The organism is Bradyrhizobium sp. LA2.1 (genome assembly GCF_040547725.1).
Classification (GTDB): domain Bacteria; phylum Pseudomonadota; class Alphaproteobacteria; order Rhizobiales; family Xanthobacteraceae; genus Bradyrhizobium; species Bradyrhizobium barranii.
In genome coordinates this window covers 12559-25956 of record NZ_JBEPQI010000003.1, presented here as the reverse complement: position 1 = coordinate 25956, position 13398 = coordinate 12559, and the positions used below count along the sequence as shown (strand labels likewise).

The window sequence follows — 13398 nt, the reverse complement described above, 5'->3', positions numbered from 1 at the left end:
AACACGCGAGTGATCAAACGCTGTAGTGGTGCTGCGATGCGCTCAGTTTGTCGCAGCCGTTTTGCCTGACGGAATTGGCGCATCACCGGCGAGGCCGATCTCCTCGCGCAATGCGTCCGTGTGCTCGCCGAGCACGGCCATCGTCTTGGCGGGCGTGGTGTCGGCGCCCGACATCCGGAACGGCAGATTGAGCACCTGGAACGAGCCACCCTCGTCCTCCACGGACGAGAGCGCCTGCCGGTGCGCGAGTTGCGGATCGGCCAGCGCCTCGGACACGGTGCGATAGGCCGAGGCCGGCACACCGGCCGCGCCAAGCGCGACAAGACATGCGTCGGTCGTGAGCGGCCGCGACCAGGCTTCGACCCCGTCCATCATGTCAGCCCAGTTCTCGCGCCGCGCGGCGTAGGTGGAGAAGCGCGGATCGGAAATCCATTCGGGGCGGCCGATCACACCCATCAGGCACTGGAACGTCTTCTCGCTCGCGACCGTGATCATGACATAGCCATTGGCCGTCTCGGTCGGCCCGAACATCGGGCGCGGCGGTGGCTTCACCGCGAATTGCGAGCTCTGCAGCTCGATCACCGTCAAGGTCAGCATCGATTCCAGCATCGAGACGTCGATGTGCTGGCCCTGCCCGGTCACCGTGCGCTGATAGAGCGCCGAAGCAATCGCGCCAAAACCGTAAGTGCCGGTGACGACGTCGGCATGGTAGATGCCGCAATAGTCGGGACGGCTGCGGCCGGGCTGATAGGCGAGATGCGCCATGTCGTAGCCGGAGGCCGCATGGATTACCGGCGCGTAGGCCGGCAGCTCGGCCGAGGGACCGGTCTGGCCGTAGCCCGAGATCGAGCAATAGATCAGCTTTGGATTGACCGGGCGCAGGCGGTCGTAGTCGAGCCGCAGCCGGTGCATCACGCCCGGGCGAAAATTCTCGACCAGGATATCGGCGGTCGCGGCCAGCCGGCGCACCGCCTCCTTGCCCTCCTCGGACTTGAGATTGAGCACGACGCTTTTCTTGCCGACGTTGAGCTGGCCGAATACGGTGCTGCACCCCTTGCGCAGCGGCGGTCGGGTGCGCATCGTCTCGCCGCCGTCGGTCTCGATCTTGATGACCTCGGCGCCCATGTCGGCAAGCATCCGCGCACAATGGGGACCGGCGATGGTGGTCGAAAAATCCAGGACCCTGAGGCCCGCGAAGGCCTTTGTCGTCGTCCCCTCATGCTTATCTGCTAACGGCATGCCTGCTTACGCCCCCTCGGCCTCTTAGGAACTATCGAAGTTCTCTCTTGTTGATGCGCCGACCCTAGAGGGCGGCGGGTGAGTAGGAAAGTCTTTACCGAACGGACGCGTCTCACGGGCGGGCTTGGGAATTCCAGGACAACTGGACCCGTTCTTGCATGGCAATAAACGGGATCGGAAGAGGGCAGCTGTTCTTGAGGGTCTTGTTCGTCACAACCGAGATGGACGATTTCGTCCGCGTTGGCGGACTCGGCGCCGTTTCCGCTGCACTTCCCAGGGCGCTTCGCCCTCTCGCCGATATCCGGGTCATGTTGCCCGGCTATCGCGACATCATCGAACAACTCACGCATATTCAGATCGTTGGCCGCTGCCCGGCGTTTGCGGAGATGCCGGCCTGCTCGCTCGGCCGGGCTGCGACCAAGGACGGGCTGCCGGTCTATGTGCTGTTGTGCTCACAACTCTACGACCGGCCCGGCAATCCCTATGGCGACGAGTCCGGACACGACTGGCCGGACAACGACATCCGCTTTGCGCGCTTTGCTTCGGCAGCCGCTGAGCTGGCCATGGGCAAGCTGGACAAGAATTGGGCAGCAGACCTGGTCCATGCCAACGACTGGCAGGCCTCGCTCGTGCCGGCCTACCTCGCCTGGCGCGGGGCCAGGCTGCCGTCGATCCTGACCATCCACAACCTCGCCTACCAGGGACTCTTCCCGAAGGACTCGCTGCGGCGGATCGGCGTCCCCGAGAGCTCCTTCCATATCGACGGCGTCGAATTCTACGATCAGCTCTCCTTCCTCAAGGCCGGGCTGGTCTATGCCTCGCACCTCACCACCGTCAGCGGCACCTATGCACGCGAGATCACGACGGAGGAATTCGGCTGCGGTCTCGAAGGCCTGCTTCGTGTCCGCTCGGATGCTGCCGAGCTCACCGGCATCCTCAACGGCATCGACGAGAGCTGGGACCCTCGCTCCTGCTCCCAGCTGGCCCAGCAGTTCGGCGCCGGCGACTGGGTCGGCAAGAAGGCCAATGCGGATTATATCCGCAAGCAGTTTGGCCTGGCGGTCTCGCGCGGGCCGATGTTCGCGATCGTCGCACGCCTCGTGCACCAGAAGGGCATCGACCTCGTGCTGTCGGCCGCCGACGAGATCATCGATGCCGGCGGGCAGATCGTAGTCACCGGCTCCGGCGAGCCGGCGCTCGAGCAGGCGCTGATCGACGCGCATCGCCGCCGCCCCGACGCCATCGGCGTCACCATTGGCTTCAACGACGCCCAGGCGCGGCGCATCTTCGCGGGCAGCGATTTCACATTGATGCCGTCGCGCTTCGAGCCGTGCGGCCTCAGCCAGATGTACGCCCAGCGTTTCGGCTCGCTGCCGATCGGTCACCAGACCGGCGGCTTGGCCGAAACCATCACCGACGGCGAGACCGGCTTTCTGTTCTCGCAGCCCTCGCGCGCGTCCTTCCTCGGCGGCGTCCGCCGCGCCTTCTCAGCTTTCGTGGCGCATGACCAGCTCGACTCCATGCGTCGCCGCGCGATGGGACGATCGTTCTCCTGGAGCATCTCCGCCGGCAGCTACAGCGCGCTGTATCGGAGGCTGGCATCGGTGTGAGGCTGAGGCGGTGCTTCTCCATTCTCCGTCATTGCGAGGAGCGCAGCGACGAAGCAATCCAGACTGTCTCCGCGGCGACAGTCTGGATTGCTTCGCTGCGCTCGCAATGACGATGTGGAGAGAGTGCGCGCCACTCTATCGCCCGTCACCCTAAGAGTGGAGAACCTCACCCCTTCCCGCGCACATCCATTTGCGGCCGCCCGATCCAGGCGCGATTGAGACACCGTGTCATCCAGTCGGGCTGCGGCTCGCCCCGCAGCCGCGCCTGCGCTTCCTGGTATGGACCGACATAGCGCAGCCGGTCCGGCAGTTTCGGATACACGCGCCTCATCCATTTCAGCGCGTTGTCGGCTGCCCTCTTGTCGCGCTCCTCGAATTCAAACCCGAAGCCCGCTCGCAGCCGCTCCGGCAACAAACTCGCGGTGAGCGCGCGATACCATCGCGGTGGTCGCAACCACGGACGCGCGCCGCCAAGGATCTGTGCGGCGATCTCGCGCGCCGCCGGGCTGACGGTCAGCGTGTCCGACTGCACCATCGCCGCGGTGTAGGCCGCAAAGCCGGACCAGTCCGCGGGCAAATCGTCGGCCGTCAATCCGAACAAGGCGCCGAACATTCGGCTCTCGCTCCAGTAGCGCTCGCGCTCCTCCGCCGAGAGCGGGGGCAGGACCAGGTCATGCGCCATCACCGCGGTCTCGACCAGCGTCGCATGAACCCAGCGCAGCGACGGAATGTCGTTGGCGCAGTAGCGCGAGCCTGCCGCGAACGGACCGACGGCCTCGGGCATCGCGCCGACGATCATGCTGTGGCGCCGATGCAATTGCCGGGACGACAACTGCGCCCGGTCGAGCGAGCCGAACACCATGGCAAAGACGATGTCGAAGGTGCGATGGAAGCGGCCGATTGGATCGGCAAGGGTCCGTGAATGCTCCGCGATGGCGGCAGCGACCCAGGGATGCGCCAGCTGCAACAACAGCGCGCGGCCGGCGCCGAGAAAGATGACGGCCTCCCGGTCGATCTGCCAGGTCACCGTGTCAGGACCGAACACGCCGGCGACCGGTCCCGCGGCGTCGGCGCGGACCTGATCGAGGGCCAATTCCAGATCGTTCCCGGATACCAACTGCAAGGCCTCTCAAAAGCGGACGACGACCGACAATCCGCAGGGCCCGTGGCAATTCGATGAAAGCGGACGCGGCCCTACTCCGCCGCCATCGGCATCTCGTCCATATGCTCGTGCAGCACCACGCCGGCGAGCGGATCGAATTCACCGATCCACGGCTTTCGCGCCAGCACTGATTTAGTGTGAGCATAGCCAGCATGCCAGCGCCGCGTAATGCCTGACGGACTGAAGTCGATATCCTTGGTATGGGTTTCGCGATCGAGCTGCGGCGCCAGCAGTCGCACCACGTGCATGCGGGTCGGACAGCCGTAGCTGATCAATTCCCTCACCGCGGGATCGTTGCGCTCGCTCTCGGGCAACCGCGCGGCAAGCTGGTTGATGACGTGGCGCAGGCGATGGGCCTGCTGCTGCCGCACGATCTGACTCGCGATGCGGCTGGAGTACTGCACGTCCTTATGGCGGTTCAAGACCTCCGCCATCGTGGTCGGCTCGGCGCCGACGGAATTCCACAGATGCACGGAGAAAATCAGCGAATCCCTGCGTGGATTGTCGTCGAATACGGCCTCCGTCGGCGTGTTCGACAGGATGCCGCCGTCCCAATACAGCTCGCCATCGATGCGCACCGCCGGGAAGGCCGGCGGCAGCGCGCCCGAAGCCATGACATGCTTCACCGTCAGTTCGCCGTCGCGGCTGTCGAAATAGCGCATTTCGCTGGTGCCGACATGAGCGGCACCGACCGTCAGTCGCGGCGCGCAGCGATTGGCCAGATCGAAATCGACCAGCTCGCTCAGCGTCTTCTCCAGCGGCGCGGTCGAATAGAAGCCGGCGTGATCGGCGCCGAGTGGAAAGGAATCTCCCGCATGCGCCAGCGGGTTGGGCCGGAAGAAGCCGGGAATGCCGTTGGTGACAGTCGACAAATAGGCGAGCTTCTCGCTGAAGTCGGGAAAGGCGCCACCCAGAGCCCAAACCGGATTCTGCTCCATCCGCTTCCAGAACTCCTTCAGGCGCGCGAGCCTGTTTTCCGGCGCATTACCGGCGATCAGGCTCCCGTTGATGGCGCCGATCGAGGTGCCGATGACCCAGTCCGGCTCGATCCCGGCCTCGTGCAGGGCCTGATAGACGCCCGCCTGATAGGAGCCGAGCGCACCGCCGCCTTGCAGCACCAGCACGACCTGTCCCGGCAGATCGTTGGGGCCGCACACTCCGACATTTTTCTGCATGCTCGTCACGCTCCTGCTCCGGAAGCCTGCCCCGTCGCTTCTACGCAAAATCCTCCGGCATTGTTACGCCCGGCGCCCGCCGGCCGTCCAGCGACCATGTCCGAAAAGGGCAGCGCGGAACCAACGTTTAACGCTTGGCTGGGGCGTCCTGCGGCGGCTCGTCGTCGGCGATGGCGCGCCAGGCCGCGCCGTCGAGATCGTCATATTGGCCGCTCCGCAGCGACCAGAGGAAGGCGACGAGGCCGGCGCCTCCGAGCATCAGCGCCAGCGGCACCAGGATGACCAGGATTTCCATCACACGATCTCACGCGCAGCTCCGCGCGCGCGCAACGAATTCAGCATCACCAGGATCGAGGATCCGCTCATGGCTGCCGCCGCAATCAGGGGCGTCACTACGCCGCTGATTGCCACCGGCACGGCGAGGACGTTATAGCCGATCGCCAGCCAGAGGTTCTGCCGCATCAGATGCAGCGCCTTGCGGGAGGCGTCGATCGCGGCGACGACAGGCACCAGCGGCCGGCCGAGGAAGACGAGATCGGCGGTCGCCTGGCTGAGATGCGCGGCCGAGATCGGCGACATCGAGACATGGGCCGCCGCCAGCGAGGGCGCGTCGTTCATGCCGTCGCCGACCATCAGCACTTTGGCGCCGCGCCGCTTCAGTTCCTCGATCCGTGCGATCTTGTCGGCCGGCGTGACGCCGGCGCGCCATTCGGCGATGCCCAGCGCATGGGCCGCCGCGATCACCGCGGGCTCGCGGTCGCCGGAGAGAATCTCGATGCCGATATTGCGCGCCTTCAGCGCCGCGATCACGGCCTGCGCGTCCGGCCGCAGACCCTGGCGCACCGACAGAATGAACTTTTCGTTGCCCTTGCTGAAAGCCACGATGGAGGCCTCGGGGTCGAGCGTGGCGCTGCCGACCAGCGCCTCGGCGCGGCAGAAGGACGGACGGCCAAGGCGAAGCTCGACACCATCCACCGTTGCGCGCACGCCCTGCCCGGCCTCCTCGACCGCACCAACGATCGGCGACCTTGCGCCGGCGGCCTGCGCAACGGCAGCGGCGACCGGATGATGGCTCGACAGCGCGAGCCGCCCGGCAAGTTCAAAAATGTCGGCGGGAATGTCGGCCGCGTTCATCACCTCGAGATCGGGCAGCGTCAGCGTGCCGGTCTTGTCGAAGATGACGTGATCGGCTTCGGCCAGCCGCTCGATGGCGTCGCCGGAATTGAGCAGCACGCCCGCTTTGAACATCGCGCCCGAGGCCACCGTCTGCACGGTCGGGATCGCGAGCCCGAGCGCGCAGGGACAGGTGATGATCAGCACAGCCACGCCGGTCACGATCGCATCGTGCCAGCCGGCGCCCGCGATGACCCAGCCCAAAATGGTGATCAGCGCGGTCGCATGCACGACTGGCGCGTAGAGCCGCGAGGCGCGATCTGCGAGCCGCATGTAGCGCGAGCGTGCCTGCAGCGCGTTGTCGAGCAGCCGCGTGATCTCGGCGAGCAGCGTCGCCTCCGACGCCGCCGAGACCCGCACCCGCAGCGTGCCGGAGATGTTCATGGAGCCCGCATAGACCGCCGTGCCCTGCTCCGCCGTGACATACAGCGTCTCGCCGGTGATCAGGCTCTGGTCGATCTCGGAACGCCCCTCGATCACCGTGCCGTCGACGGCGCAACGCTCGCCGGGCCGGAGCAGTACGATGTCGCCGGGATGGATCGCCGCGACCGGCACCTGCGAAATCTCGTCGGGCCCGACGAACTTGGCCGCCGTCTCCGCCTTCAGCGCGGCGAGATTGCCGGCGACCGCGCGGGTCCGCCGCCGCATGTTCTGGTCGAGGAAGCGGCCGACCAAAAGAAACGTGAGCAGCATGATCGCCGCGTCGAAATAGGCGTGCTCGGCGTGATGGATGGTCTCGACCACGGACATGCCGAGTGCAAGGCACACCCCGATCGAGATCGGCACGTCCATGTTGGTGGTCTTGGCCGACAGTGCGCGCCAGGCCGAGCGGAAGAACGGCTGGCCGGCATAGGCCGCCGCCGGCAGCGCGATCAGCGCCGACAGCCAGTGGAAAAAGTCGCGCTGCTCCGGCAGCATGTCCGAGACGTTGCCGGACCAGACCGGGATCGACAGCATCATCACGTTCATGGTGGCGAACGCGGCAACGCCGAGGCAGCGCAGCAGGAAGCGGGATTCCGCGACCTCGGTCGCTTCCGCGCTTTCGGTCTCGTAAGGATAGGCTTTGTAGCCGAGCTCTTCGAGCCGGTCGATGAAGCGGGCCGGATCGAGCGTACCTTGCTTCCATTCCAGCGCGACGCGGCGGTCGGTGAGGTTGACGCGCGCCAGCGTGACGTCAGGGATGGCCGACAGTCCGCGCTCGATCTTGGCCATGCAGCCGGCGCAGTGAACCCCCTCGACCGCGAGATCGATGTGCTTGATACCCTCGCCCGCGGCTCGGACGTAATGCGAAAAATCCCGCGTGACCTGCATGACGATGTCCTTCAGTTCAGGATCACGCGGTTGCGCGACATGAACACGCGTGTTCCCCGCGCCTCGCCTTCGATCACGAGATCCCACTGGCCCGGTGCAACCGACGCGGCATTGCCGCGATAGATGCCGATGCCGGCTTCCGACAGCTCGACCGCGAGATCGGCGCGCTTGTCGGTCGGCCGCTCCAGACGTCCGCCGAATTTCAACCCGCTCATCGGCTGGCCGCTCGCATCGCGCGCCTCGACCTGAAGCGAGGCAGCGCCATCGGCGCGGCGCTCGATATGGGCATTGACCTGCCAATTTCGCGCGGCCTGGTCCAGCGCCGCCGAGATTTCGCGATCATAGGTGAGGCCCGCGGCATAGGGGCTGTCGACGTCGGTGCCGGGCAGCGTCGCGATCGCGAGCTTCATCATGGTCACGTTGACGCCGATCACGAGCCCGAAGAAGGCGACCAGCATCAGGAACACTTTTGTTCCGGTCAGCGGCTTGGTGGCCATGGCAGTCTCCTGATCCTAGGGCGAGACGAAATTGTCGGTGGCGGTGGCGACCTCGCCGAGCCCGATGTCGGTGACGTGGAAGCGAACGGGAACCGACTTTTCCGGATTGCTTTCCGCCGGCGCGGTGACCAGCAGGCGCAGTTCGCTGGTGGAGTCGCGCGGGATCACGATCATCGGCCGATCCGGCGTCACGGAATCGATGCCGACGACATGCGTGGTCAGGTTGGCCGGACCGTTCGCGTCGATCGCGATGACGCGGTCGTAGCCGCTCTTGTTCAGCAGCCGCACCGTGTAGGCATTGCGGATCGAGCCGTCGCTGAGCCTGACCGCGACCGGATTGCGGTCGTGCAGCACGTTGACGTCGAGCAGGCTGCGGGTCGCGAGCGTGTAGATCATGATGCCGCCGACCGCCGCGATGATCGCGCTGTAGGCAACGGTGCGGGCCCGGACGATGCGGTAGACCGGCGCCTTGCCTTCCTGGCGGCGCTGGATGTTGATGTCGTTGTCGTAGCCGATCAGCCGCTTCGGCCGGCCGATCTTGGTCATCACGTTGTCGCAGGCGTCGATGCAGAGTCCGCACTGGATGCATTCGAGCTGCGGCCCGTTGCGGATGTCGATGCCGGTCGGGCAGACCGCGACGCATTGATAGCAGTCGACGCAGTCGCCGACGTGTTCGCCGAGCGCGCGCAGCTCGATTGCCTTCTTCACCGAAGTGCGCTTCTCGCCGCGGTCGTAGCGATAGGTGACGTTGAGCGCCCATTCGTCGGTGAGCGCGGCCTGGATGCGCGGCCACGGGCACATATAGGTGCAGACCTGCTCGCGCATGAAGCCGGCGAGCACATAGGTCGTCGCCGTCAGGATGCCGATCCAGATATAGGCGATCATCGGCGCCTGGAAGGTGACGAGCTCCTTCACCAGCGTCGGCGCGTCGTTGAAATAGAGCACCCAGGCACCGCCGGTCCACCAGGCGATCAGGAGCCAGATCGAATGCTTGAGCACGATCTCGGAGATGCGCTCCAGCTTCATCGGATCGGACGACTTGTCCTTCTTCATCCGCTCGCGCCGGTCGCCCTCGACCAGCCGCTCGACCGCGTAGAACAGATCGGTCCACACCGTCTGCGGACAGAGGTAGCCGCACCAGATGCGGCCGCCGACCGAGTTCATCAGGAACAGCGCCACCGCGGCGACGATCAACAGGCCGGTGAAGTAGTAGATTTCCTGCGGCCACAGCTCGATGAAGAAGAAGTAGAAGCGGCTGTTGGGAAGATCGATCAGCACCGCTTGGCTCGGAGCACCGATGCCGCGATTCCAGCGCACGAACGGGAGGAAGTAGTAGACGCCGAGGCAGAACGCCATCAGGCCCCATTTGATCCGGCGGAACGTACCGGAGACGCTCTGTGGATACACCTTCTTCTGGGCTACGTAGAGCGGCCCGTCGTCATCGTTCGATGTGAGGTCGTTCGGGTTCACGGTCTTGTTCATCGCCAAGAAGCTTCTCGAAAAGGTGCGATTAAACCTAGACCCGGCGCGAGCGCGTCAGTTGATCCAGCTCAAGCGGGGACACTTTTGTTCGCCCCCGCTTGTCGCGAGCAGGCTATTTTCCGCCGCCCAGCGAGTGGACGTAGACCGCCATCGCCTTGATGGTGGCAGGATCGAGCCGCCCTTCCCAGGCCGGCATCACACCGGCGCGGCCCTGGCTGATGGTCTCGATCAGGCTCGCTTCGTCCGAGCCGTAGAGCCAGATCTTGTCGGTCAGGTTCGGGGCGCCCATCTCCGGGTTGCCCTTGCCGCCGTCACCGTGGCAGGCGACGCAATTCTCGGCAAAAATCTTCTCGCCCTTGGCGGCATCAAAGCCCTTGCGGGTCGAGAGGCCCGACAGCGACCGCACGTAATTGGCGACCGTGACGATCTCGTCGCCCTTCAGCACGCCGTCCTTGCCGAACGCGAGCATCTGGCCCTCATGCGCCTTGGCGTGACCGGAACGCGCGCCGAACTGGATGGTCTGCATGATCTGGTCGAGCGTGCCGCCCCACAGCCAGTCGTCGTCGTTGAGATTCGGAAAGCCCTTTGCGCCGGCGCCGCCGGAGCCGTGGCATGGCGCGCAATTGTCGCCGAACACGGTCTTGCCCTTGGCTCGCGCAAGCGCCAGCAAGGCCGGGTCCTTCTCGATGTCGGCGAGCGAAGCCGCGCCTAGCGCCGCCATCCTGTCACCCCGGATCTTCTCGAGGTTGGCGAGCTCCACCGCGACGTCGGCGCGCGAGGAATAGCCGAACAGGCCCGTGGTATTGCTGGAGATCAGCGGCCAGGCCGGATAGACGATCCAGTAGCCGATCGCCCAAACGATGGTGAGGTAGAATGAGATCACCCACCAGCGCGGCAGCGGCGTGTTGAGCTCCTTGATGCCGTCCCACTCATGTCCGGTTGTGGACTTGCCGGTGACGGAATCGATGTCGCCATGATGTTCGGTCATGATCTCTTACTCCTCCCGCAACGGCAGGCGCGCCGCTTCGTCGAAAGCGGCCTTGTTGCGGGGCCATAATGCGTAGGCGATGATCGCGAGAAAGATCGCGACGAACACCGGCGTCCAGATCGTGGTCACGAGGCCAGACGCAAGATTGTCGAGTGTCAGGATGGCTTTCATCGGTGATGCCTTCTCAGCGAAGATTGGCTTTCTCGTTGTAGAGCTTGAAGTCGACCAGCGTGCCGAGCATCTGCAGGTACGCGATCAGCGCGTCCATCTCGGTGGGCGTACCGGCCTTGCCGTCGAAATTGCGCACGACGGCCTTGGCGTAGCGCTTGCTGAAGGCGTCGGAGCCCGCATTGTCGGGATCGGCCTGGGCCTTCAGATCGGCGCCTGCGTTCGCGATCTGGTCGTCGGTGTAGGGCGTGCCGATGGCCTTGAGCGTCTTCATGTGGTCGGCAATCGTATCGGGATCGACTTCGGTCTGGCTCAGGAACGGATAGCCCGGCATCACCGACTGCGGCACGATTGCGCGCGGGTTGGTCAGATGGGTCACGTGCCAGTCGTCGGAATATTTGGCGCCGACGCGGGCGAGATCGGGACCGGTCCGCTTCGAGCCCCACTGGAACGGGTGGTCGTACATGCTCTCGGCGGCGAGCGAGAAGTGGCCGTAGCGCTCGACCTCGTCGCGCAGCGGCCGGATCATCTGCGAATGGCAGAGATAGCAGCCTTCGCGAACATAGACGTTGCGCCCCGCAAGCTCCAGCGGCGTGTAGGGCCTGACGCCGTCGACCGCCTCGATCGTGCTCTTGAGGTAGAACAGCGGCGTGATCTCGACGAGACCGCCGATCGCGATCACCAACAAGATGCCGACGATCAGGACGATCGAGTTCTTTTCGAAGATTTGATGGCGTGTCCAGAACGACATGGAAAGCTCCTCATTCCGCCGGCTGAAGCGCGACGGGCATCTGGACTTCCACTTCGCCGACGCGAACGGTCATCCAGAGATTGTAGGCCATGATCAGCGCGCCGATCAGGAACAGCCCACCGCCGGCGGCGCGGATGATGTAGAAGGGATGCATCGCCTCGACGCTCTCGATGAAGGAATATTCGAGGAAGCCGAGCGAGGTGTAGGCGCGCCACATCAGGCCCTGCAGGATGCCGGACACCCACATCGCCGAGATGTAGAGAACGATGCCGAGGGTCGCGATCCAGAAGTGCCAGTTGACGAGCTTCAGGCTGTAGAGGCCCTTGCGATTCCACACCCACGGCACCAGGCAGTAGAGCGCGCCGAACGAGACGAAGCCGACCCAGCCGAGCGCACCGGAATGCACGTGGCCGATGGTCCAGTCGGTGTAGTGGCTGAGCGAGTTCACCACCTTGATCGACATCATCGGGCCTTCGAAAGTCGACATGCCGTAGAAGGCGACGGAGACCACGAGCATGCGCAGCACGGGATCGGTGCGCAGCTTGTCCCAGGCACCCGACAGCGTCATCAGGCCGTTGATCATGCCGCCCCAGGAGGGCATCCACAGCATGATCGAGAAGGTCATGCCGAGCGTCTGCGTCCAGTCGGGCAGCGCCGTGTAGTGCAGATGGTGCGGGCCGGCCCAGATGTAGAGGAAGATCAGCGCCCAGAAGTGGATGATCGACAGCCGGTAGGAATAGATCGGCCGCTCCGCGCGCTTCGGGATGAAGTAGTACATGATGGCGAGGAAGCCGGCGGTCAGGAAGAAGCCGACCGCGTTGTGGCCGTACCACCACTGGAACATCGCGTCCTGGATGCCGCCCCAGGCGACGTAGGATTTCGAGCCGAACACCGAGACGGGGAGCGCGGGATTGTTACCGAGATGCAGGACCGCGATCGTCACGATGAAGGCGAGATAGAACCAGTTCGCAACGAAGATGTGCGGCTCCTTGCGCTTGATGATCGTGGCAAGGAAGACCAGCAGATAGACGACCCAGACGATGGTGAGCCAGAGGTCGGCGTACCATTCCGGCTCGGCATATTCCTTCGACTGGGTGACACCGAGCAGGTAGCCGGTGCCGGCGACCAGGATGAAGAAATTGTAGCCGATCACGACGAACCAGGGCGCGAGGTCGCCCGCAAGGCGCACGCGGCAGGACTTCTGCACGACATAGAGCGACGTGCCGATCAGCACGTTGCCGCCGAAGGCGAAGATCACCGCGGAGGTGTGCAGCGGACGCAGCCGGCCGAAGCTGGTCCAGGGCAGATCGAAGTTCAGCGCGGGCCACGCCAGTTGCGAGGCGATGATGAGGCCGACGAGGAAGCCGGCAATGCCCCAGAACATCGCCATGACGGCGGTGAACTTGATCGGACCCATATTGTAGTTGGGGCGGCCGTTGATCTCCGCCGGCGGCAGCGCCGCCGGACGGTCGAAGTAGCGATTGATGATACCAAAGACCACAGCCAAGCTCGCCGCTGCGCTGAGCGCGGCATGGAAGGCAAAGGCCGAATCGAGCGCCTTGGCCGAGGCGATCACGCAAAGGAAGGCGGTGACTGCGAACACGATAGCCAGGCCGCTTTCACCGATGGTCATGGATTTGGAGATGGAGGGCTGGCTCATGCGGATTCTCTCTGAAAGAACACGCCGCCAGAAACCACATTCGACCTCGCGGCGAATTGATTGAAATCAAGACAGGTGGATTTCTATTCGGGTGAGTGATGCGGCGCCCGTCAGTTGAAGTGCCCTCTCCGCTTGTGGGAGAGGGCAGCGAGGACGGTGCCGCGCACTCACTTGGGTGAGGG

At 64.8% G+C, this 13398-nt stretch carries 12 protein-coding genes; 1 reads left to right on the top strand and 11 read right to left on the bottom strand.

Features of this window, described 5'->3' with window-relative positions; translation table 11 throughout:
- Positions 1–42 precede the first annotated feature (42 nt).
- Entirely contained in the window at positions 43–1239 is a 1197-nt protein-coding gene (locus ABIB95_RS05685) for a CaiB/BaiF CoA transferase family protein (RefSeq protein ID WP_354238180.1), read from the bottom strand.
- Positions 1240–1433: 194 nt separating this feature from the next.
- On the opposite strand from ABIB95_RS05685, the gene glgA reads away from it, so the two are divergent.
- Positions 1434–2849 (top strand): glycogen synthase GlgA, encoded by a 1416-nt coding sequence (gene glgA, locus ABIB95_RS05680; protein WP_354238179.1) that lies wholly within the window; start codon positions 1434–1436, stop codon positions 2847–2849.
- A 166-nt stretch (positions 2850–3015) separates the two neighbouring features.
- Here glgA and ABIB95_RS05675 read toward each other — a convergent pair whose 3' ends face one another.
- The 10 genes from ABIB95_RS05675 to ccoN form a co-directional block, all read right to left on the bottom strand.
- Complete coding sequence (locus tag ABIB95_RS05675; protein WP_071915960.1) at positions 3016–3966, bottom strand: oxygenase MpaB family protein; 951 nt, start codon at positions 3964–3966, stop codon at positions 3016–3018.
- Between the two features lie 77 nt (positions 3967–4043).
- Positions 4044–5186, bottom strand: coding sequence for a patatin-like phospholipase family protein (locus tag ABIB95_RS05670; RefSeq protein WP_354238178.1), 1143 nt, complete (start codon positions 5184–5186; stop codon positions 4044–4046).
- 127 nt (positions 5187–5313) lie between these two features.
- Positions 5314–5481, bottom strand: coding sequence for a cbb3-type cytochrome oxidase assembly protein CcoS (gene ccoS, locus ABIB95_RS05665; protein WP_063984819.1), 168 nt, complete (start codon positions 5479–5481; stop codon positions 5314–5316).
- Positions 5481–7670, bottom strand: coding sequence for a cation-translocating P-type ATPase (locus ABIB95_RS05660; protein WP_354238177.1), 2190 nt, complete (start codon positions 7668–7670; stop codon positions 5481–5483). The genes ccoS and ABIB95_RS05660 overlap by 1 nt, the downstream gene beginning before the upstream one ends.
- An 11-nt stretch (positions 7671–7681) precedes the next feature.
- On the bottom strand, positions 7682–8167 hold the full coding sequence (locus tag ABIB95_RS05655) for a FixH family protein (protein ID WP_354238176.1): 486 nt from the start codon (positions 8165–8167) through the stop codon (positions 7682–7684).
- Positions 8168–8182: 15 nt separating this feature from the next.
- Positions 8183–9649 carry a cytochrome c oxidase accessory protein CcoG gene (gene ccoG, locus ABIB95_RS05650; protein WP_354238175.1) on the bottom strand — a complete coding sequence of 489 codons (1467 nt, stop codon included), beginning with the start codon at positions 9647–9649 and terminating at the stop codon, positions 8183–8185.
- Between the two features lie 112 nt (positions 9650–9761).
- Positions 9762–10637 (bottom strand): cytochrome-c oxidase, cbb3-type subunit III, encoded by an 876-nt coding sequence (ccoP, locus tag ABIB95_RS05645; protein WP_354238174.1) that lies wholly within the window; start codon positions 10635–10637, stop codon positions 9762–9764.
- A 6-nt stretch (positions 10638–10643) separates the two neighbouring features.
- On the bottom strand, positions 10644–10808 hold the full coding sequence (locus ABIB95_RS05640) for a CcoQ/FixQ family Cbb3-type cytochrome c oxidase assembly chaperone (protein WP_014497064.1): 165 nt from the start codon (positions 10806–10808) through the stop codon (positions 10644–10646).
- Positions 10809–10821: 13 nt separating this feature from the next.
- Positions 10822–11556: a cytochrome-c oxidase, cbb3-type subunit II gene (gene ccoO / locus ABIB95_RS05635; RefSeq protein ID WP_208085456.1), complete on the bottom strand. Its 735-nt coding sequence runs from the start codon at positions 11554–11556 to the stop codon at positions 10822–10824.
- A gap of 10 nt (positions 11557–11566) precedes the next feature.
- The gene (ccoN, locus tag ABIB95_RS05630) at positions 11567–13216 is read right to left on the bottom strand and encodes a cytochrome-c oxidase, cbb3-type subunit I (protein ID WP_354238173.1); all 1650 of its coding nucleotides are present in this window, start codon (positions 13214–13216) and stop codon (positions 11567–11569) included.
- Between the last annotated feature and the right edge of the window lie 182 nt (positions 13217–13398).

Bases quoted from the DNA above. Each gene is read 5' to 3' on its own strand.
- ABIB95_RS05655 (WP_354238176.1), bottom strand. From the start codon at position 8,167: ATGGCCACCAAGCCGCTGACCGGAACAAAAGTGTTCCTGATGCTGGTC.
- ccoS (WP_063984819.1), bottom strand. From the start codon at position 5,481: ATGGAAATCCTGGTCATCCTGGTGCCGCTGGCGCTGATGCTCGGAGGC.
- ABIB95_RS05670 (WP_354238178.1), bottom strand. From the start codon at position 5,186: ATGCAGAAAAATGTCGGAGTGTGCGGCCCCAACGATCTGCCGGGACAG.
- ABIB95_RS05685 (WP_354238180.1), bottom strand. From the start codon at position 1,239: ATGCCGTTAGCAGATAAGCATGAGGGGACGACGACAAAGGCCTTCGCG.
- ccoG (WP_354238175.1), bottom strand. From the start codon at position 9,649: ATGAACAAGACCGTGAACCCGAACGACCTCACATCGAACGATGACGAC.
- ABIB95_RS05660 (WP_354238177.1), bottom strand. From the start codon at position 7,670: ATGCAGGTCACGCGGGATTTTTCGCATTACGTCCGAGCCGCGGGCGAG.
- ABIB95_RS05640 (WP_014497064.1), bottom strand. From the start codon at position 10,808: ATGAAAGCCATCCTGACACTCGACAATCTTGCGTCTGGCCTCGTGACC.
- ccoP (WP_354238174.1), bottom strand. From the start codon at position 10,637: ATGACCGAACATCATGGCGACATCGATTCCGTCACCGGCAAGTCCACA.
- ccoN (WP_354238173.1), bottom strand. From the start codon at position 13,216: ATGAGCCAGCCCTCCATCTCCAAATCCATGACCATCGGTGAAAGCGGC.
- ccoO (WP_208085456.1), bottom strand. From the start codon at position 11,556: ATGTCGTTCTGGACACGCCATCAAATCTTCGAAAAGAACTCGATCGTC.